Annotated in this window: 19 protein-coding genes; 17 read left to right on the top strand and 2 right to left on the bottom strand. The window is 57.2% G+C overall.

Annotated features, from left to right (window positions below; translation table 11 throughout):
• Positions 1-34: 34 nt before the first annotated feature.
• The 11 genes from C1J03_RS19740 to C1J03_RS19690 are packed head-to-tail and all read left to right on the top strand — an operon-like array spanning position 35 to position 11,968.
• The gene (locus C1J03_RS19740) at positions 35-568 is read left to right on the top strand and encodes a TRAP transporter small permease (protein WP_114888137.1); all 534 of its coding nucleotides are present in this window, start codon (positions 35-37) and stop codon (positions 566-568) included.
• A complete protein-coding gene (locus tag C1J03_RS19735; protein WP_114888136.1) occupies positions 568-1,908 on the top strand; it encodes a TRAP transporter large permease in 1,341 nt (446 codons plus the stop codon). Before C1J03_RS19740 ends, C1J03_RS19735 begins: the two co-directional genes overlap by 1 nt.
• Positions 1,905-2,681 (top strand): IclR family transcriptional regulator, encoded by a 777-nt coding sequence (locus C1J03_RS19730; RefSeq protein ID WP_114888135.1) that lies wholly within the window; start codon positions 1,905-1,907, stop codon positions 2,679-2,681. The genes C1J03_RS19735 and C1J03_RS19730 overlap by 4 nt, the downstream gene beginning before the upstream one ends.
• Positions 2,682-2,709: 28 nt before the next feature.
• On the top strand, positions 2,710-4,806 hold the full coding sequence (locus C1J03_RS19725) for a 3-hydroxyacyl-CoA dehydrogenase NAD-binding domain-containing protein (RefSeq protein ID WP_114888134.1): 2,097 nt from the start codon (positions 2,710-2,712) through the stop codon (positions 4,804-4,806).
• Positions 4,803-5,975 carry an acetyl-CoA C-acyltransferase gene (locus tag C1J03_RS19720; RefSeq protein WP_114888133.1) on the top strand — a complete coding sequence of 391 codons (1,173 nt, stop codon included), beginning with the start codon at positions 4,803-4,805 and terminating at the stop codon, positions 5,973-5,975. The genes C1J03_RS19725 and C1J03_RS19720 overlap by 4 nt, the downstream gene beginning before the upstream one ends.
• Positions 5,976-5,986: 11 nt before the next feature.
• Positions 5,987-7,186 carry an acyl-CoA dehydrogenase family protein gene (locus C1J03_RS19715; protein ID WP_114888132.1) on the top strand — a complete coding sequence of 400 codons (1,200 nt, stop codon included), beginning with the start codon at positions 5,987-5,989 and terminating at the stop codon, positions 7,184-7,186.
• On the top strand, positions 7,183-8,316 hold the full coding sequence (locus C1J03_RS19710; protein WP_114888131.1) for an acyl-CoA dehydrogenase family protein: 1,134 nt from the start codon (positions 7,183-7,185) through the stop codon (positions 8,314-8,316). The genes C1J03_RS19715 and C1J03_RS19710 overlap by 4 nt, the downstream gene beginning before the upstream one ends.
• A gap of 34 nt (positions 8,317-8,350) precedes the next feature.
• Entirely contained in the window at positions 8,351-8,719 is a 369-nt protein-coding gene (locus C1J03_RS19705) for a PaaI family thioesterase (RefSeq protein ID WP_254694286.1), read from the top strand.
• Entirely contained in the window at positions 8,716-9,486 is a 771-nt protein-coding gene (locus C1J03_RS19700; protein WP_114888129.1) for an oxepin-CoA hydrolase, alternative type, read from the top strand. Before C1J03_RS19705 ends, C1J03_RS19700 begins: the two co-directional genes overlap by 4 nt.
• Entirely contained in the window at positions 9,486-10,487 is a 1,002-nt protein-coding gene (locus C1J03_RS19695) for an NAD(P)H-dependent flavin oxidoreductase (protein ID WP_114888128.1), read from the top strand. The genes C1J03_RS19700 and C1J03_RS19695 overlap by 1 nt, the downstream gene beginning before the upstream one ends.
• Positions 10,484-11,968 carry a class I adenylate-forming enzyme family protein gene (locus C1J03_RS19690; RefSeq protein ID WP_114888127.1) on the top strand — a complete coding sequence of 495 codons (1,485 nt, stop codon included), beginning with the start codon at positions 10,484-10,486 and terminating at the stop codon, positions 11,966-11,968. The genes C1J03_RS19695 and C1J03_RS19690 overlap by 4 nt, the downstream gene beginning before the upstream one ends.
• A gap of 118 nt (positions 11,969-12,086) precedes the next feature.
• Here C1J03_RS19690 and rpe read toward each other — a convergent pair whose 3' ends face one another.
• Complete coding sequence (rpe, locus tag C1J03_RS19685) at positions 12,087-12,776, bottom strand: ribulose-phosphate 3-epimerase (protein ID WP_114888126.1); 690 nt, start codon at positions 12,774-12,776, stop codon at positions 12,087-12,089.
• A gap of 183 nt (positions 12,777-12,959) precedes the next feature.
• On the opposite strand from rpe, the gene C1J03_RS19680 reads away from it, so the two are divergent.
• From C1J03_RS19680 to C1J03_RS19665, 4 genes are all read left to right on the top strand, one after another.
• A complete protein-coding gene (locus C1J03_RS19680; protein WP_114888125.1) occupies positions 12,960-14,171 on the top strand; it encodes an aminotransferase-like domain-containing protein in 1,212 nt (403 codons plus the stop codon).
• A 54-nt stretch (positions 14,172-14,225) separates the two neighbouring features.
• Positions 14,226-14,870: a DUF1007 family protein gene (locus tag C1J03_RS19675; protein WP_174234480.1), complete on the top strand. Its 645-nt coding sequence runs from the start codon at positions 14,226-14,228 to the stop codon at positions 14,868-14,870.
• Entirely contained in the window at positions 14,855-15,754 is a 900-nt protein-coding gene (locus C1J03_RS19670) for a nickel/cobalt transporter (RefSeq protein WP_114888124.1), read from the top strand. The genes C1J03_RS19675 and C1J03_RS19670 overlap by 16 nt, the downstream gene beginning before the upstream one ends.
• Positions 15,755-15,829: 75 nt before the next feature.
• Positions 15,830-16,855: a glycosyltransferase gene (locus tag C1J03_RS19665; protein WP_254694108.1), complete on the top strand. Its 1,026-nt coding sequence runs from the start codon at positions 15,830-15,832 to the stop codon at positions 16,853-16,855.
• Here C1J03_RS19665 and C1J03_RS19660 read toward each other — a convergent pair.
• Entirely contained in the window at positions 16,800-17,633 is an 834-nt protein-coding gene (locus tag C1J03_RS19660; RefSeq protein WP_114888122.1) for an ABC transporter permease, read from the bottom strand. The genes C1J03_RS19665 and C1J03_RS19660 overlap by 56 nt on opposite strands.
• A gap of 91 nt (positions 17,634-17,724) precedes the next feature.
• Here C1J03_RS19660 and C1J03_RS19655 point away from each other — a divergent pair, with 91 nt between their 5' ends.
• Positions 17,725-19,062 carry a sugar transporter gene (locus tag C1J03_RS19655; protein WP_114888121.1) on the top strand — a complete coding sequence of 446 codons (1,338 nt, stop codon included), beginning with the start codon at positions 17,725-17,727 and terminating at the stop codon, positions 19,060-19,062.
• A 12-nt stretch (positions 19,063-19,074) separates the two neighbouring features.
• Entirely contained in the window at positions 19,075-19,728 is a 654-nt protein-coding gene (locus C1J03_RS19650; RefSeq protein ID WP_114888120.1) for an ABC transporter ATP-binding protein, read from the top strand.
• Position 19,729: the final 1 nt, after the last annotated feature.

Here is a 19,729-nt window from a genome sequence, read left to right as displayed (position 1 = left end):
ACCAACGTTCATAAGCTACGGGAAGGGCCGGGCCATGTTGATACCGCTCGAGAGAATTTTACTCGCATTGGGTGCGCTTGCGGTGATCTTGCTGGCGGGGCTCATCACCACAAACGTGATCGCCCGCGCCCTGTTTAACGGCAACATTCCTGACAGCGTGACGATGGTGCGCGAACTCATGGTCGCCGCCATTATCCTTCCACTTGCTGCAGCGACAGCAGCCCGTGCCCATGTCAGCGTGGCGTTCTTGTCTGATCGGTTCCCTGCACGTTTTCGATCGATCCTGATCATCATGGGGTCGCTTATCGGGGTGCTGGCGCTGAGCGCACTGATCTACGCCAGCGGGCGCGAATTCTTGAGCGTCTGGGGCAAGGGCAGTTTTTTCTATGGTGATCTCAACTTGCCCAAATGGCCCGGACGCCTGCTGTTTTTGATCGGGATCGTTGCCACGTTTTTGCGGCTGGCCGAATTGGTTTGGCGCGACACGCGTACGGTTCTTAGCGGCGGCGAAGTTTCTGATGAACAACAACATGTGGGCGACCTCTTGCAAGAAAACGAGGCCCGCTAATGGACGCCTCAACCATCGGGATGATTGCATTCGCGGCGGTCTTAATTTTGTTGGCGCTGCGGGTGCCGATTGCCTTTACCCTCGCCAGTGTGGCCACCGTCGGCACGTTTTTCATATTTGCTTTCCGTAGCGGATCCTTCGCGCCTGAACGTGCGATCAAGGCGACCACATCTATGGTGTTTTCCAACTCCTTCGACCTAGTGCACTCCTATGATCTCTCTATGATCCCGCTGTTTGTCGCGCTTGGACATATCGCCTACAAAGCCGACATCACAACCAAGATTTATCATGCAGCAAAGGTTTGGCTCACGCGTTTGCCGGGAGGGGTCGCCATGGCATCTGTCATGGGATGCGGCGGTTTTTCCGCAATCACCGGCAGCTCGATCGCCTGTGCGTCAACGATGGGCAAGATTTGCACGCCAGAGATGTTGCGCATGGGCTATGATCCGCGGCTTGCGACTGCATCTGTGGCCGCCGGCGGCACGCTGGGCTCACTCATTCCTCCGTCGGTTTTGTTCATCATTTACGGCATCTTCACCGAGACCTCGATTTCTTCGCTTTTCCTCGCAGGGATTCTGCCCGGACTGCTGACGTTGGCCGGGTTCATCTTGGTGATCGCCGTCTGGGTTTGGTATTCTCCCGAAATCGCACCGTCGACCGCCACGCGCTATTCCACATCAGAACGGCTTCGTGCTGCACGTGACAGCTGGCCTGCTGTGCTGCTTTTTGTACTGATCATCGGTGGTATTTACGGGGGCATCTTTACCGCAACCGAAGCCGCCGCTGTCTGTGTCTCGGCTGCGGCTGTTATCGGATTTGCCCAACGCAAATTGACCATGCGCAGCCTGTGGGAAGCCGTGAAGGAAACCTGCATCCAAACCTCGGCCATCTTCCTCATTGCAGCGTGCGCGAAAATCTTTGTGGCCTTTGTGGCGCTCACCGGGGTTGCTCCGATGATTGTGGGTGCCGTGTCGGACGCCCAACTGTCCGTTGTTCTATTGATGCTCTGTATTGCAGTGATCTATCTGCTTTTGGGCATGTTCCTTGACCCCATCGGCATCATGGTATTGACCTTACCGTTGATGATCCCGCTAGTAGAGAGCTATGATCTGAACCTCATTTGGTTTGGTGTGGTGGTGATCAAATTGCTTGAGATTGGTTTGATCACACCGCCTGTCGGCCTCAACGTTTTTGTCATCGCCAATGTGGTCGGCAAAGAGGCACCAATTGACAAAATCTTTGCCGGTATCACTCGGTTCCTAAGTGTGGATTTCATTGTGCTGATCTTGATCATGTCCTTTCCAACCCTCTCGCTCCTGATCCCGATGGCTGCAAGATGACGGACCAAAGTACTGACCGCAAATTTGCCAACACTCTGGCCCGGGGGCTAGAGGTGCTGCGTGCTTTTCGCGCCAGTGACAATGGCCTGACCCATGCGCAAATCGCAGAGCGGACAGGGCTGCCAAAACCTACGGTCTCGCGGCTGACCTATACGTTGTGCGAGGTGGGCTATCTGAGCCATGGAGGCCGCAACGATCGGTTTCGGCTAGGACCTGCGGCAATAGCGCTTGGGTCTGTGGCGTCGGTCGCCGTAGGGTTTGTCGATCAGGCCTCCGAGGCGATGCAACGGCTGGCCGATGACACCGGCACGTTGGCGATCATTGCTGTGCGTGACGGCGCGCGGATGATGCTGGTGCGCACATGGCGGCCTGCCACTGCATCGACAATTTGGTTGGAACCGGGCCACCGCATTCCGGCCTTCGGATCTTCCTCCGGGATGGCTGTGTTGGCGAGCTTGGATGATACACGATTTGCGGCCATGGACCCGAACGAAGAAATGCGGGCATTTCGCCAATCGGGCTATGAACAATTGTTGGCTCAGGGCTTTGCAATCGTGCCTGATGGCACCCGCTATAGCGCCACGGTCAACGCCGTCAGCGTACCGTATTTCGCGGGCGAATTTGGCGAAGCTGTGTCTTTTACCTGTGGCGCACTGCCCGCCGATTTACCGCAAGCACGTATGGAAACTGAGGTGGGCCCGGCCCTGCGGGATTTGGTGCGCGCACTTGAACAGCGCAGTGGATCAGCCCCAGCTTTGACCCGCCGCGGCTAGCCCCAAGTTATCACTCAAGGAGACCCAGATGACCGACAAGATCGCCTATACCCGCCACGATGACATTGCCGTCTTGCGCATCCAAAACCCGCCTGTGAATGCACTCGGCGTGGCCGTGCGCCGTGGATTGGCCGATGCAGTGGACCGCGCCGAAGCGGATGCGGGGGTGCGCGCGGTGCTGATTGTGGGCGATGGGCGCGCATTTATTGCGGGCGCCGATATCTCAGAATTCGGCAAGCCTCCGATGTCGCCAAATTTGCCGGACCTTTGCAACCGTATTGAAGCGTCGCCCTTGGTTGTTGTTGCCTCCATGCACGGGGTCTCGCTTGGTGGCGGGTTGGAAGTCGCAATGGCGGCGCATTACCGGATCGCGCAGCCTGGCAGCCGCGTGGGTTTGCCAGAGGTGCATCTGGGCTTGTTGCCCGGCGCAGGGGGCACCCAGCGATTGCCGCGTTTGATTGGTGTTGAAAATGCGATCGAAGTCATCACCACGGGACGGCACATTCAAGCCGCTGAAGCGCTTGAGCTGGGCATCATCGACAAGATTGAAGAGGGCGATCCCGAAACCGTTGGGTTGGCCTATACCAAATCCCTGCTGGCAAAGGATGCGCCGCGCCGCCCGATCAGTGAGATGCCGGGCCCGGATCCAATCGACTGGGACGCGACTTATGCTGCGATCCTCAAGAAAGGTCGGGGACAAATCAGCCCCGCAACAGCCGTACGCGCAATTCAAGCAGCGTCTGAGCTGGAGTTTAGCAAGGGTATGACCCGTGAACGCGAACTCTTTATGGAGTTGATGAAGACCGACCAGCGCAAAGGTTTGATCCACGCTTTCTTTGGAGAACGCGCCGTGAGCAATCTGCCAGAGCTCAAAGGTGTCGAGCCGCGCCCGTTGCAAAGCATCGGTGTGATTGGTGGTGGCACAATGGGGGCAGGCATCGCGACGGCCGCGTTGCTGGCTGGTTTCAAAGTTGTCTTGATTGAGATGAAGAAAGAAGCTGCCGACGCCGCGCAGGACCGCATTTCTGGCAATCTGTCTGGTGCCTTGAAACGCGGCAAGATCACCCAAACGCAATTCGATGCTCTGACGACGACGGCGCTGGAAGTGTCAGTTAATTATGACAGCCTAAGTGATGTCGATCTGGTCGTGGAAGCGGTTTTTGAGGATATGTCCGTCAAGAAACAGGTGTTTGCCAAGCTTGACGCGATCTGCAAGCCGGGCGCGATCCTGGCCACCAACACCTCTTACCTCGACATCAACGAAATCGCTGCGAGCACCACGCGACCAAAAGACGTGATTGGTCTGCACTTTTTCTCGCCCGCCCATGTCATGAAACTGCTCGAGGTTGTCGTGGCAGATCAGACAGCGCTTGATGTTACAGCGACAGGCTTTGCGCTGGGCAAGGCGCTTGGCAAAACGTCCGTGCGCGCGGGGGTCTGTGACGGGTTCATTGGCAACCGCATCCTTGCAACATACCGGACCGCGGCGGACCACATGGTGCTTGATGGTGCCTCTCCCTACCAAATTGATAAGGCGCTGACCGACTTTGGATTTGCGATGGGCCCCTATGCGGTGGCTGATCTTGCGGGTCTCGACATCGGCTGGGCCACCCGCAAACGCAAGGCACCTGAGCGCCATCCAGATGAGCGCGTCCCAACCTATATCGATCGTCTTTGTGAGCAGGGACACTTTGGCCAAAAGACCGGGCAGGGCTACTATATCTACGAAAAAGGCAAGCGTGGTGGTGTGCCAAACCCTGAGATCACCCGTCTGATTGAGGCTGAACAGCAAGCGCTTGGGATCACCCCACAAAGCTTCACGGATGCCCAGATCGTGCGCCGTTACATGTGCGCGATGGTCAACGAAGGTGCGCGCGTTCTCGAAGAAGGCATTGCCGCGCGACCACTCGACATCGATATGACGCTTCTCTTTGGGTATGGTTTTCCGCGCTATTGGGGCGGACCGATGAAATGGGCCGACATTCAGGGCCTACCGCAAGTGTTGGCCGATATCGAAGAATACGCATGCGAAGATGCCTGGTTTTGGCGCCCCGCACCTTTGCTGCGGGACCTGATCGCCAAGGGCCAAGATTTTGAACACATGAACAAGGAAGCTGCGACATGAAACAAGCTGTCATCGTCTCTGCCGCCCGGACCGGGCTGGCGAAATCCTTTCGGGGATCGTTCAACACCACCCACGGGGCCGCAATGGGGGGGCACGCGGTTGAGCATGCTGTTGCGCGTTCCGGGATTGATCCGGCCGCAATTGAAGATGTCATGATCGGCTGCGGCTTTCCTGAGCACGCGACTGGTCAGAACATCGCCCGCCAAATCGCGCTGCGTGCGGGTCTGCCGGTGACTGCGTCTGGTGTGACGATCAACCGTTTTTGTTCATCTGGGTTGCAGACCATTGCGATGGCCGCGAATGCGATTTGCCAAGAAGGTGCCGGGCCCATGGTTGCAGGGGGCGTCGAGAGTATCTCGATGGTGCAGCCTCAGGCCGCGAGCATCCAAGACGATTGGTTGGCCGAACACAAACCCGACGTGTATATGACGATGATCGAAACGGCGGATATCGTGGCCAAGCGTTATGGCATCAGCCGCGATGACCAAGACGCCTACGGTCTGCGCAGCCAGCAGTTGATTGCAGCCGCACAAGATGCCGGCAAGTTCAACGACGAGATCGTGCCGATGCAAACAACCATGGCCGTGCAAGACCGCGAAACCAAAGAGGTGACGCACCAAAACGTCACTGTCGACCGCGATGAATGTAACCGCCCACAGACGACATTGGACGGGCTGCAAGGATTGAACCCGGTGCGCGAAGGCGGCTTTGTCACCGCGGGCAATGCCAGTCAATTGAGCGACGGGGCTGCGGCTGTTGTGTTGATGGACAGCGTTGCCGCTGAAAAGGCGGGGATCACCCCGTTGGGGGCGTTCAAGGGTTTCGCCGTCGCCGGGTGCGAGCCGGACGAGATGGGCATTGGCCCAATTTACGCTGTGCCGCGTTTGCTGGAGCGTCACGGGCTGACGGTAGCTGACATTGATCTGTGGGAACTGAACGAGGCTTTTGCGTCCCAGGCGCTCTATTGCCGTGACACGCTTGGCATCGATCCACAGGTTTGCAACGTCAATGGCGGTGCCATCGCGATCGGTCATCCGTTTGGCATGACCGGCGCACGGATGGCGGGACACTTGATGTACGAGGGCAAGCGACGCGGTGCGAAATTGGGTGTCGTGACAATGTGCGTGGGCGGCGGCATGGGGGCTGCGGGCCTGTTTGAAATTTACTGAAAGGACGGATCATGGACCTGAGTTATTCCCAAGAAGAGATCGCCTTTCGAGAAGAAGTTCAGGGCTTTCTCAAAGAAAAACTGCCCAAAAACTTGAGCGATAAAGTGCGCAAAGGGCAGGAGCCCACCAAGCAAGAGCAAGAAGGATGGCATGCGATCTTGAACGCCCAAGGTTGGCTGGCACCAAACTGGCCAATTGAGTATGGCGGCGTCCAGTGGAACGCCGTGCAGCGCCATATCTTTGAAGATGAATTGGCTGCGCATTATGCTCCGCGCGTTGTGCCATTCGGGCTTTCGATGTTGGGGCCGGTCTTGCAGAAATTCGCCAACCAAGAGCAAAAAGATTACTGGCTGCCCCGGATTTTAGCAGGCGATGATTGGTGGTGTCAGGGGTATTCCGAACCGGGTGCAGGCTCCGATCTGGCCTCGTTGAAAACCAGTGCTGTCAAAGACAGCGACCACTATATCGTCAACGGACAGAAGACTTGGACGACCCTTGGACAGCACGCCAACATGATCTTTTGCCTCGTGCGCACCGACAAGGACGTCAAGCAACAAGAGGGCATTTCATTCCTGCTGATCGATATGGAGACACCGGGCATCGAAGTGCGGCCAATTGTGTTGTTGGATGGCGGTGCCGAGGTCAATGAGGTCTGGTTCACGGACGTGAAAGTGCCAGTCACAAACCTTGTAGGCGAAGAGAACAAGGGCTGGACCTATGCCAAATATCTGCTGACCCACGAGCGTACAAGCATCGCCGGGGTCGGTTTTTCGCAGGCCGGTTTGCGCGCTGTCAAACGCATCGCGCGGGCGGAATTGGCTGGGGGTAAGCCGTTGATGAAAAACCCACATTTCGCGGCACGTGTCGCCCAGGTTGAGATCGATCTGGTCGCGATGAGCATGACAAACCTGCGGATCATTTCAAAAGCGGCCGCGGGGCAGGCTCCCGGTGTTGAAAGCTCAATGTTGAAAGTGAAGGGCTCGATTATCCGTCAGGAAATCAACGATCTGGCGCGCCGCGCAGCAGGGGCTTATGCGATGCCCTTCGCCTCAGAGGCGATTGAAGGCGCAAATGATGCCCTACCTGATCCGCACGCCGCAGGGCCCGTGGCTGCGCAATATTTCAACAACCGCAAACTGTCGATTTTTGGTGGATCTAACGAGATCCAACGTTCGATTATTGCCAAAACCAAGATGGGAGGTGGCAAATGAACTTTGAGCTGACCCAAGAGCGGCAAATGCTGCAAGATACATTGCGCCGCTTTCTGAGCGACCGCTATGACACCGCGACCCGCAACAAGATCCTCGAAAGCGAGACGGGTCTATCCACCACCATCTGGACCGAGCTGGCCGAGTTGGGCATCATCGGTGCGCTCTTTAGTGAAGAGCAGGGCGGCTTTGGCGGCAAAGGGTTTGATCTGGCCGTCGTGTTCGAAGAACTGGGCCGCGCGGGCGTGGTTGAACCGTTTTTGGACACCGGCGTGCTTGCTGGCGGGTTGATTGCCGATCTGGGGAATGAAGCGCAAAACGCTCACATCGAAGAGATCATCGCAGGCAGTCTACATCTGGCTTTTGCCCACGGTGAACCAAGCAGTCGCTATGACCTAACCCGGGTGCAAACCAGCGCAATCGATAGCGGCGATACCATTGCGCTGAGTGGGCGCAAAGCTGTCGTGATCAACGCGGAAGCCGCCGATATGCTTGTCGTTTCTGCCCGCGAAAGCGGTGAGGCAGGGGATGTGGGTGGAATTTCATTGTTCGTTGTTCCGACAATTACAAAAGGTCTGACCGTCCAAGGATACGCCTTGTTGGCGGGTGGCCGCGCGGCAGAGGTGACCTTGGATGATGTCCGCGTCCCTGCCAGCGCCCGCCTTGGCGAACCGGGCCAAGCGTCCTCGGCGATAGAGGCGCGCGTCGCAGCCGCTAGTGTCGCGCAATGCGCCGAAACGTTAGGCGCAATGGAGACGGCCTGTGCATTGACGATGGATTACCTAGGCACCCGCAAACAGTTTGGACGGCCCATCGGCACGTTTCAGGCGTTGGCCCATCGCATGTCCGATTTGTTGATCGAGATGGAGCAGGCGCGCTCAGCGGTGATCCTCGCTGCGGGGCATCTTGAAGACGAACGTGCTGACCGTGAACGCCACATCAGCCTTGCTAAGAACCTGTTGGGTCGCGCGGGCCGTCTGGTCGCCGAAGAAAGCATCCAGCTTCATGGTGGTATCGCCATGACGCAAGAATACGAACTGGCCCATATCGCCAAACGCATCGTTATGGCCGACCACCGGTTCGGCGATGTCGATCATCATCTGGAGCGGTTCATTGACCTCACCTCAGACTGAAACACTGATCCGAGACGAGACCGGCGCCCAGCGCATGATGGGCTACGTGGTCGATGTATCTGACCCCGCACATGGCCGTTGTTTGCTGGATTTGGATGATCGACACCTCAACCGACACGGTGTGCTGCATGGCGGGATTGCGGCGACTTTGCTTGATAATGCCAGCGGCACAACGGGGTCGCTGACCGTCGACGCCAGTGGCAGAGCGCCGTTCCTGACCATTTCGCTGACCACACAATTCGTGGGGCCGGGCCGAAAGGGCCGCGTGATTGCCACGGGTACGGTTACAGGCGGTGGACGCAGCTTGCTCTATATCACTGCCGAGCTGCTGCACGAGGATGGCACCTTGATTGCAACCTCCACCGGCGTATTCAAACGGGTCCCACAGGAGAGACTGACATGACCGCGCGGATTGAAGATGCCGGTGACCGGTTGATCATTTGGAATGGCAATGCGGCGCGGCGGGGGGCTTTGACGCCCGAACTTTATGACGCCATCGCGGAGGCCATGCGCCGCGCAGAAGAGCCGCGCATTCGGTCGGTTGTCCTGACTTCGGCCGGTGATTTCTTTTGCGCAGGCGGCGACCTGAATGTGCTGATCGAGCGGCGCAAACTGTCAGAACCTGAACGGCGCCTGCGTGTCGATACCTTGCATGATCTTGTGCGTTCCATGCGCGCCAGTCCGGTTCCGTTGATTGCCGCAGTTGAAGGCGGTGCGGCAGGCGCTGGGCTGTCTTTGGCGCTGGCGTGTGATCTGATTGTGGCGGCTAAGGGCGCAAAATTTACGGCGGCCTATATCAAGGCGGGATTGGTCCCGGATGCAGGTCTGACGGCTTCGCTGGCGCGTATGTTGCCAAGGCCCTTGGCAATGGAAATGTGCCTTCTGGCCCGCCCTGTCACTGCGGAACGAATGCTGGAGTTGGGAGCCGTAAATGCTGTTGTTGAAACCGGGCAAGCGATGACCGGGGCCACTGAATTGGCGGACAGCATCGCCGCTGGGCCTCGTGCCGCGCAAGGCACGATCCGCAGGTTAGTTGCCACCGCCTACGAGACAAGCGAAGCAGCACAGCTCGATGCCGAGCGCGACGCCATGGCCCGCGCGGCTGGCGGCGAAGAAGCGGCTGAAGGCATCGCGGCTTTTCTTGAAAAACGCACACCGGAGTACCGCTGATGATCTGGGATACCGCCCTTACCCGTACTTTTGGTACGCGCCTGCCCATCGTCGCAGGGGGGCTGCAATGGCTGGCCGATGCGCCTTATGTAAGTGCGGCGGCCCATGCGGGCATCATCGGTTTTGTCACCGCCGCCAGCTTTGCCACCCACGATGATCTGCGCGCAGAAATCCGCAAAACCCGTGCGCGTTGCGGTGACCTTCCCTTTGGCGTCAACGTTTCAATGCTGCCCAAACTGGTCGCGGATGATCAGACCGAGGATATCTTTCGCCTGATCGCCGACGAAGGGGTGCGTTTTATTGAAACCTCGGGGCGCAATCCTGAGCCCTATATTCCATTGCTCAAAGATCTCGGTTTTACCATTCTGCACAAGGTGCCAGCGGTCAAATATGCGCGCAAGGCGCAGGCCGTTGGGGTGGATATGGTCTCAATCGTGGGGGCCGAATGCGGCGGGCATCCGGGCATGGAGTTGATCGGGTCCTTTGTGAACGCTGCCATGGCTGGCCAGGACATAAAAATCCCGTTTCTGATTGGCGGCGGCGTGGGGCACGGCAGTCAACTTGTTGCGGCGCTGTCGATGGGTGCTGCAGGCGTCATCATGGGCACGCGTCTGCTGGTTGCCGAAGAATTGACGGCCCACCGCGACTATAAACAAGCGCTGGTGGATGCCTCTGAAGGCGATACCGCATTGACCATGGGGTCGGTGCGCAACACGATCCGCACGCTGGCCAATGAAACTACGGCAGAAGTTGCTCGCATGGAGGCGGAAACGCCAAATATCACCATCCGAGATTTGCTGCCGTTGGTGTCGGGCCAGATCGGGCGCAAAGCCTATGAAACAGGGGATGTCAGCCGCGGCATGTTGTCGGCTGGGCACGCCTTGGGCCTGACCGACAAAATCGAACCGATGGCCGATATAATCGACCGGATCGAGGCGCAGGCTCTTACGGGGTATGGCCACTTGAGCGGTGCGATGCGCCAGCAAGAAGCTGCGGAATGACTGCGCGCGTAGAGAGTTTTCTGCAGGCTCAGGTGAAGAACCGGCCCAACGCTCTGGCGATGAGTGACAGCAGTGGCGTGCGCTGGAGTTTTGCGGAGCTTGACCGCGCAGCAGGTGCTTTGGCAGATGTGATGCGACAAGGCGGGGTGCAACCCTGCGACAGAGTGCTCTTGCTGTCGGAAAATTGCGCGGCAGCGGTCGCGACGCTCTTTGCCGCGTGGAAGGTGGGGGCGGTGATCCTGCCGATCAATGCACGTCAAAGTCCATCAGAACTTCAACGGATTATTGACCATGCGACGCCTGCGATGGTGCTGTTTACCTGCCAAGTTTCGGATGAGGCCGCGGCCCATGCACATCGTATGAATGCAATTGAAGTTACCGGTTTCTTTGGCGCGCTGCATGTCGCGCAACCTCTGCCATCTTCGCCTGATCCGGTTGTCAGTGACGTGGCGGTCTTGCTCTATACGACAGGCACCACAGGCGATCCCAAAGGTGTGATGCTGACCCATGAAAACGTTCGATTTGGAGGTGTGACTTCGGCAAATTTACGCAGCATGGTGCCCCAAGATTTGATCTATGGCGTGCTACCGATCACCCATGTGTTCGGCCTTGCCTCGGTCGTGACCGCGGCGGCCTTTGCGGGTGCGGCGGTGCAGATGGAGGCGCGGTTTTCTGCGGCAAAGCTGTTCGCGGCGTTGCAAGATGGCGTAACCCTTTTGTCTGCCGTGCCGCAAATGCACGCTCTGTTAATGCAGCACACCAAGGAGCAGGGATTGAGCGCTCTTGGATCAGAAAATCTGCGCTATGTGTCCTCAGGTGCCGCTCCGCTGGATCCAACATGGAAGCGCAAGGCCGAGGCGTTTTACGGCGTGGCCTTGCAGAACGGATATGGCATGACAGAAAGTACAGCTGGTATTTGTGCGACGGCTAATCCTCTGGGATCGAAAGATATTTCTGTCGGCCCACCCTTGCCGGGAGTTGAGGTTCGGATTGATGATGTGGGCGACGGAACCGGTGAAATCTTGACCCGGGGCGGCCATGTGATGAAGGGCTATTACCGCAATGACGCGGAGACAATGAAGGTGCTGGACGGCGACGGCTGGTTGCGTACTGGTGATCTAGGCTGCGTCGACGATGCGGGGCATTTACACATCTTAGGCCGTTCAAAAGAACTGATCATTCACGGTGGTTTTAATGTTTATCCGCCTGAGGTCGAAGCGGCGCTAAATGACCATCCGCAGGTGATCCAATCAGCGGTGATTGGGCGGACTAAAGATGGGGATGAAGAGGTGTTGGCCTTTGTGCAGGTAGCTGAGGGCGACGCGCCGAATGTCGAAGATTTGAAGGCCTTCGTGAAAGACCGACTTACCGGATATAAACGCCCAAGCAGGATCATTCTGGCATTCAATTTGCCGGCCGCCCCAACGGGTAAGATCCTGAAACACAAGCTTTTGACGGAGTTTGTGGATCAGCTGGGCTGAAGGCTGCAAGCCGGAATTGAAACGCCAAGTTTACGAAGCAAAATCGCAAATCTCTAAGCGTGCACACCGAAGTAAACGGAGAAACCGGCCGCCTTTTGAGATGTCTTAACAGCTGAGATCAGACATATGTGCCCACTGCCGCAGCTCGGATTGCGCGGATGTTTTCGCCGTAAGGTGCCGGATTGGAAGCCGATCCACCCTTAAAGACTGCAGAGCCTGCAACCAGCACATCTGCACCGGCTTGAGCCACGGTGGGTGCGGTTTTTGCGTCAACGCCGCCGTCAATTTCAATATGGATTGGTCGATCGCCGATCATAGCGCGCAATGTGCGAATTTTGTCGGTCATATCGATGAATTTTTGGCCCCCAAAGCCGGGGTTCACGGTCATCACACAGACCAAATCGGTGATGTCGAGCAGATGCGCGACAACCTCTGCCGGGGTGCCGGGATTCAGAGCTACTCCGGCTTTGCAGCCCGCCGCGCGGATCGCCTGCAGGGTGCGATGAATATGAGGTCCTGCCTCGACATGGGCGGTAATGAAATCCGCACCGGCCTGTGCAAAAACGTCGATATAAGGATCGACGGGCGCGATCATTAGATGCACATCCATGATGCCTTTGATGTGCGGGCGGATCGCGGCGCAGGTTGTCGGACCGAAGCTGATGTTGGGCACAAAATGACCATCCATCACATCGACATGAACCCAATCGGCACCTTGGGCCTCAACGGCTGCACATTCGGCACCGAAATTGGCGAAATCAGCGGCAAGGATGGAAGGGGCAATTTTGAGGGAACGGTCGAAGGTCATGGGCGTGGGCCTTTGGCTAGGGACGCTTGCGTCTTAGCGGGCAGTGCGCCGCGTTGCAATCGCTGGGTCGTGGTATCGCGTTGCGCGTAAGACCGATCCCGTCAAAGATATTTTAGGTAAGAGATATTGACCTAATGGTGTTGCTGGTGTTGTTATGATGCGGGAGACGTCAGGGAGAGAGACATGGACTGGGCAGAAATTTTCGCGAGCCGCACAAAACGGATGGCCGCCAGCGAAATCCGCGAGCTTTTGAAGCTGTTGGATCAGCCAGATATCATTTCATTTGCGGGTGGTATTCCGGACCCAGCACTTTTTCCGACGAAGGCCTTTCAGGACGCATTTTCGGATGCTTTGAGCGGTGATACGCAAGATGCAGCTCTGCAATATTCGGTCTCTGAGGGCTACGGGCCGCTGCGTGACTGGATCGTGGGCGAGATGGCCAAGCTGGGCATTCCGTGTTCTCGTGACAATATCTTGATCACATCGGGCTCGCAGCAAGGCTTGGACTATCTGGGCAAGATGATGCTTTCGCCAGGGGATACGGCGCTGATTGGCTGGCCCACATATCTGGGGGCTTTGGGAGCGTTCAACGCGTACGAGCCACGCTATGATCGCCTGAACTCTGGATCGAACCGCAGCGCAAAAGATTACGCGGATGCAGCACGCGAAACAGGCGGGCGCGTCAAGTTCGCCTATATGTCGGTCGATTTTGCCAATCCCACCGGAGAGACGCTGGACGCGGCCGCACGCGACCACGTGCTTGATCTGGCCGAAGAGCTGGATATCGCCGTGATTGAGGACGCAGCATATCAATCGCTGCGTTATGACGGCGAAGCGATTGCACCTGTGTTGGCACGAGAGATTGTGCGCAAGGGCGATATCGAGGCGTGTCGCACGATTTATTGCGGCAGTTTTTCCAAGACACTGGCACCTGGGCTTCGGGTTGGCTGGGTTTGTGCGGCGCAGCCAGTTATTGCCCAACTTGTCTTGTTGAAACAGGCGGCGGATCTGCACAGCGCGACAATCAACCAGATGGCGATTGCGACCGTTGCGACAACGATTTTTGACAGTCATGTGGCCAAAATTCGAGCGGCTTATTCGGCGCGGCGCGATTGTATGCTTGAGGCATTAGCCGCGCATATGCCGGAAGGTGTGGAATGGACGCGGCCCGAGGGCGGCATGTTTGTCTGGGTCACGCTGCCGGAGCATCTGAATAGTAGCGATCTGTTGGAGCAATCGCTAAAGACCGAACGGGTAGCATTTGTACCCGGCCATGCGTTTTTCGCAGATGGGTCGGGCACCAATACCCTGCGGCTCAGCTTTTCTCGGGCAGATGAGACAACAATTCGCGAAGGCGTGCGGCGGTTAGCTGCGCTGATTTCGGCTGCTGTTTAGATCGTGAAGCTGAAGGCAATTGCAGCCCGCTGCGCTGCAGCTTAGGTTGCACGTATGATCCGTCTGTTTGCCTTTTTCACGATGCTATCGACGCCGATTGCGGCGCATCCACATATTTTTATCAACACTGGGATTGAAGTGTTGGTGGATGCGCAAAACCGTGTGACGCATCTGAAAGTGACATGGGAATATGACGAGCTTTATTCATTGCTCGTGACCGAGGACATGGGCCTGGATGACGATTATGACGGCACCCTGACGGAAGCTGAGATCGCCCGTCTGACCGGATTTGACATGAACTGGATCGAAGGTTTCAACGGTGATCTGGAGGCGACGCTGGGCAATGTGCCTGTGAGGTTGTCAGGGCCGAAGAACGTAACGGCAAGCTTTGACGACGGCAAAATTACCACGACACATCTGCGCGCCGTCGAGGAGACGCCGTCGCTGGATGCATCAACGCTGAATATCCTGCCCTATGATGCGACGTATTACACGGCCTATGAGGTTAGCTTGCCCGTAAGTGTAACCCGTGAAGGGTGCGAGGCAGTTGTGAGCCCGCCCGATATTGACGCAGCCCTTGCGCTAACGCAGGCCGAATTGGCGCAACTACCGCCTGATGTCGAAGCGGATGAGGCCGGATACCCAAAGATCGGCAAACGGTTTGCAACGTTAGTGCAGGTGACATGCCCCGCATCCTGAGCATTTCCTTGCTGGTCCTCGCTGCGGCGCTCGCGGTGCTGTGGTTCAGCGGCGGGTTTGAACGGATTGCGGTGTATGCGGCAAGCGAACAGCGTGCTTTCCAGAATACGATTGCGCGGACACTTCGCGCGCTCAGAGGCGGCGAGCCGGGGGCATTGGCGCTGCTGATGTCGGCCTGTTTCGCTTATGGATTTTTCCATGCGGTTGGGCCGGGGCATGGCAAGCTGCTGGTGGGTGGCTACGGACTGGGTCGCGCCGTGCCGATGGTCCGGCTGTCGGCGATTGCGCTGATCTCAAGCTTGGGCCAAGCCGTGACCGCGATTATCTTGGCGTATGCGGGGCTGTGGCTGTTAGGCGCAACGCGCGAAGCGATGATCGGCACATCCGAGCAGATCATGGCTCCCGCAAGTTACGCGGCGATCGCGTTGATCGGAGGATGGCTGGCCCTGCGCGGCATGCGGCGCTTGATACGAGCAAGGAAGACTTCGGGCCACGATCATCACGGGGAAAGTGACACGTGCGAAAGTTGCGGCCATCGCCATGGACCCTCCTTGGAAGAAACGCAGGCAGCGGGCACGCTGCGCGAAGCGGTAATTCTGATTGCAGGCATCGCGATCCGGCCCTGTACCGGTGCGCTGTTTGTGCTGATTATCACGTGGCAAATGGGCATCGCGGCCGCTGGCATCGCTGGTGTGTTTGCTATGGCGCTGGGCACAGGCGCAGTGACAGTCGCGGTCGGACTTGCGGCGTCAGGCTTTAGAGGTGGCATCTTGCGTGGGCTGGCAGGCGCGCCCGCGTTGAACTGGGTGATCCCGGTGATTGAGGTGGTTGCCGGGGCCGGGGTCTTGGCGCTGTCGCTGGGCCTTTTGGTGCGCAGCATTTAAACATCGATCAGGGGTTGGGCATCCCAGTCCGACTGATGTATGCAACGCCCACATTCACCGCTGAGGATACCTGTCTTGACCCTTGAAACTACGTCCAACGCTGGCCGCCTTGTGGCGGTTGTGGTGACTTTTAACCGTCTTGCTCAGCTTAAGATCACGTTGGAGCGGTTGCTCGGAGTGCAGGCTGATCATCTGGCCGCCGTGGTTGTCGTTAACAATGCCAGTACTGATGATACGGCGGCCTGGTTGGAGAGCCAAACCAACACCCGGCTGAATGTGATCACGTCGTCCAAGAACCTTGGCGGGGCAGGTGGATTTGAGATCGGGATGCGCCACGCAATGGAGCAGTTGTCGCCAGATTGGATTGTGGTGATGGACGACGACGCGCGGCCAGAGCCTGCGTGTTTTGTCAAGTTTCATAGTGCACCGCGCAGCAGCCATTGGGGCTGGTCGGCTGCTGTGTACCACCCATGCGGCAAAATCTGCGATATGAACCGGCCTGCGATCAACCCGTTTTGGCATTGGGATGTGTTCAAAAGCACACTCACGGGCGGGCGGAACGGGTTTCATTTGTCTGAGCCGGAATACGAGGCCGCAGGATCACGTGACATTGATGTGGCATCCTTTGTTGGCTTTTTCATCGCTGCTGAGGCCGTGCGCCAGATTGGTTTGCCGGATGGTAAGCTGTTTATCTACGGGGATGACGTGCTGTATTCACTGCGTTTGCGCCAAGCGGATGGACGCATCGCATTTGATCCCAATTTGCGGTTTGAGCATGACTTTTCCACCATTGAAGACGGAGAGAAGCGCTTTCGGCCCCTGTGGAAATGTTATTATCATCACCGCAATCTGTTGATGGTGTACCGGGTGGCCGCAGGTTGGTTCTTTGTGCCCGTTCTGCTGATCGTGATCCCGAAATGGCTGTTGAAAGTGAGCAACTACACTGGTGAAAAGCGTGCATTTATGGGGCTTATGATGCGCGCAATCTGGCATGGGCTGCGCCGCCACACGGATGTGACACACCCCACGGTGGTCGCATGGAGCACTAGCGTTCCAGCAAAGCCCGGTGATAGCGACGCATCAAGATCAAACCCAAAGTGAGGGACGCGACCCCGGTCATCAGTACGAATATCTCGCTGACGTAGGACGCTGTGTAAGTCGGGTAAAACCCCTGCCGCATCAGTCCGGTGACATGCATAAGTGGATTGTACCACAGGATATTTTGAGCCGCGGTAGGTAGATCTTCGTAAAGAAATAATACCCCCGACGCAATCATCAGCGGACGCATTGCGATGCCCCAGATCGTGTCCCAGACGGGCCAGAGCCCGCCAACAACGCAGTTAAGTGTGCCCATGCCAAGGCCCAAGAGCATCGCAAGACCCATGGACCAAATAATTGGTGTGACCTCCAGAGTAGTGCGGGCATCGGTAAAGAATAAGATTCCGGCCAGCAAGATATAGGCGACGAGCACCGAGGTCATACTGTTGAGCAAAAACCGCGCCAGCACCGTGTCGAGCCAGCTGACCGCTGGATAAGAAAGCAACGCACGTGAGAAATTGATTGAGCGTGCAATCAGGCTCGCCAGGTTTGAGTAAAGCTGAAACGGCAAGTAACCCGTAGCGTAGAACAGCAAAAAACTGGTGCCAAGCGACGGCGTGCGCAACAGAAGTGAAAATCCCATGGCCAGCACGAGGATTGCGCCCAAAGGCTCCAGGATTGCCCAGACATAGCCACCCGGTGATCGGCCGTAGCGCGTCGACATCTCGCGCAGGATCAGCGCCGATATGCAGCGAAACGAGGCGAAGCGCATGTTACGCCCGCCGCCAAACGCGTTAGCGGGGCGTTGGGCTGGTTCAATATCTTGCGGTGAATATGTCATGTGAAAAGCCGTTCCGATGCTGGCAATAACGTTGTGGAGTATGTAGAAGGTCAGACAAGAATTCAAACGGCTAAAGCCGGGACACTAAAGCATGCCTGAAGATAACACAGCCCCTCGTCCGACACCGCAAAGCCCGCAAGAGGCCGCAGCCGAAGCGGCACGCGCGCCTGCGGCCCCTGCGGTTCCTGCTACGCATCGGACTGGAACACAGCCCGTGGTGCAATCCGTGCGACAACCTGCCGTCCGAAAAAAACCGCCTCCCGGTGGTCAAGTGCCTACAGTGAACATTCGTCCGCTGGCCGTACCTGCCACGATGCGCAAGCGGCATTGGAAGCTTTTGGCCAGCTTTTTGGGGCTGGTCGTCATCCCGCTCACGCTGGTTATCCTATACCTCTCGATTTATGCGGAGGATCAATACGCTTCGACGACTGGCTTTACTGTGCGACAAGACGAAGGCGGCGGGGCGTCGGAATTGCTTGGCGGGCTTTCGGCGATCGTCGGGGGTAGTTCCGGGGGGGCGGACAGCGAGATTTTGTATGAGTTCATACAAAGCCAAGAAATGGTCAATATCGTGCAGGATCGGCTGGATGTCCGTGGGCACTATGCCCAAAATTGGCCGAACGACTGGGTCTTTGCGATCTGGCCTGATGCGACGGCAGAGGACATGAAATGGTACTGGCAACGGATTGTGCGCATCTCCCTCGACAGTTCTTCGGGGCTTATGGAAGTGCGCGTGCTGGCCTATGATCCGCAGTTGGCTCAAGACATTGCCAAAGAAATTGTGCGTGAAAGCCAGGACCGGATTAATTCACTGAATGCGCAGGCCCGTGATGACGCGATGAGTTATGCGATTTCGGATCTCAATCTGGCGGTGGACCGGTTGAAGCAGGCACGCGAGGATTTGACGCGGTTCCGCACCCGAACGCAGATCGTAGACCCAGCCGCCGATATCCAGGGCCGCATGGGTGTGATGAACAACTTGCAACAACAGCTGGCGGAATCGCTAATCGAATACGATCTGCTGTTGGAAACGACCAAAAGCAGTGATCCGCGCATCGTACAAGCCCTGCGTCGCACCCAAGTTATCCGCGAGCGGATCTCTTCAGAGCGCGACACCTTCTCCAGCGATGACACCGCAAATGGTGGCGTCGGCGAGGACTATCCCTCGCTGATCGCCGAGTTTGAGAGTCTGAGCGTGGACCGGGAGTTTGCCGAACAGACCTATGGTGCGGCCCTCGCTGCGCTTGATCTGGCGCGCAACAACGCCCAGCGTCAAAGCATGTATTTGGCGACCTATATTCAGCCCACGCTTGCGCAAACATCGGAATACCCGTCGCGTTGGGGATTGGTGGCGATGGCAGCGTTCTTTTTGTTGTTATCATGGGCGATAATGGCGTTGATCTTTTATTCGCTTCGCGACCGTAATTGAGCTGAACGGCAGATGATCCGTTTTGAGAACCTCTCAAAGACCTATTGGGTGCGCGGTGTGCCCAAAATGGTCATCAACGATCTGAATTTGACGCTGCCGACGGGAAAATCGCTCGCCCTTCTGGGTCGAAACGGGGCTGGAAAATCTACGCTGCTGTCAATGATTGCTGGGAATCTGCGGCCAACGGCAGGGCGGATTGTTTCGGATGGCACAATTTCATGGCCCGTCGGATTCGGCGGATCATTTCACCCTGATTTGACTGGCGCGCAGAACATCCGATTTATTGCACGCATCTACGGTGTAGACACCGACAGCCTGATCGTATTTGTGCGCCATTTTGCCGAATTAGGACCGCATTTTTACATGCCGGTGCGTAGCTACTCGTCGGGCATGCGCTCGCGGTTGGTGTTTGGTGCGTCGATGGGTATTCGTTTTGACACCTATCTGGTGGACGAGGTGACTGCGGTGGGGGATGCATCGTTCAAACGCAAAAGCCGCGCGGTCTTTGTGGACCGTATGAAGACGTCTTCCGCCATTTTGGTTAGCCACGACATGGGCCAAGTTCGCCAGTTTTGCGAAGCCGGTTTGGTACTGGAACAAGGGCGTATTCAGTATTTTGATGATTTGGATCAGGCAATTGATCTGCACGAAAGGTTGATGTCCTGAA

The organism is Sulfitobacter sp. SK012 (assembly GCF_003352085.1).
In the GTDB taxonomy this organism is placed as follows: Bacteria; Pseudomonadota; Alphaproteobacteria; order Rhodobacterales; family Rhodobacteraceae; genus Sulfitobacter.
This window is presented reverse-complemented; position numbering and strand designations above follow the sequence as displayed.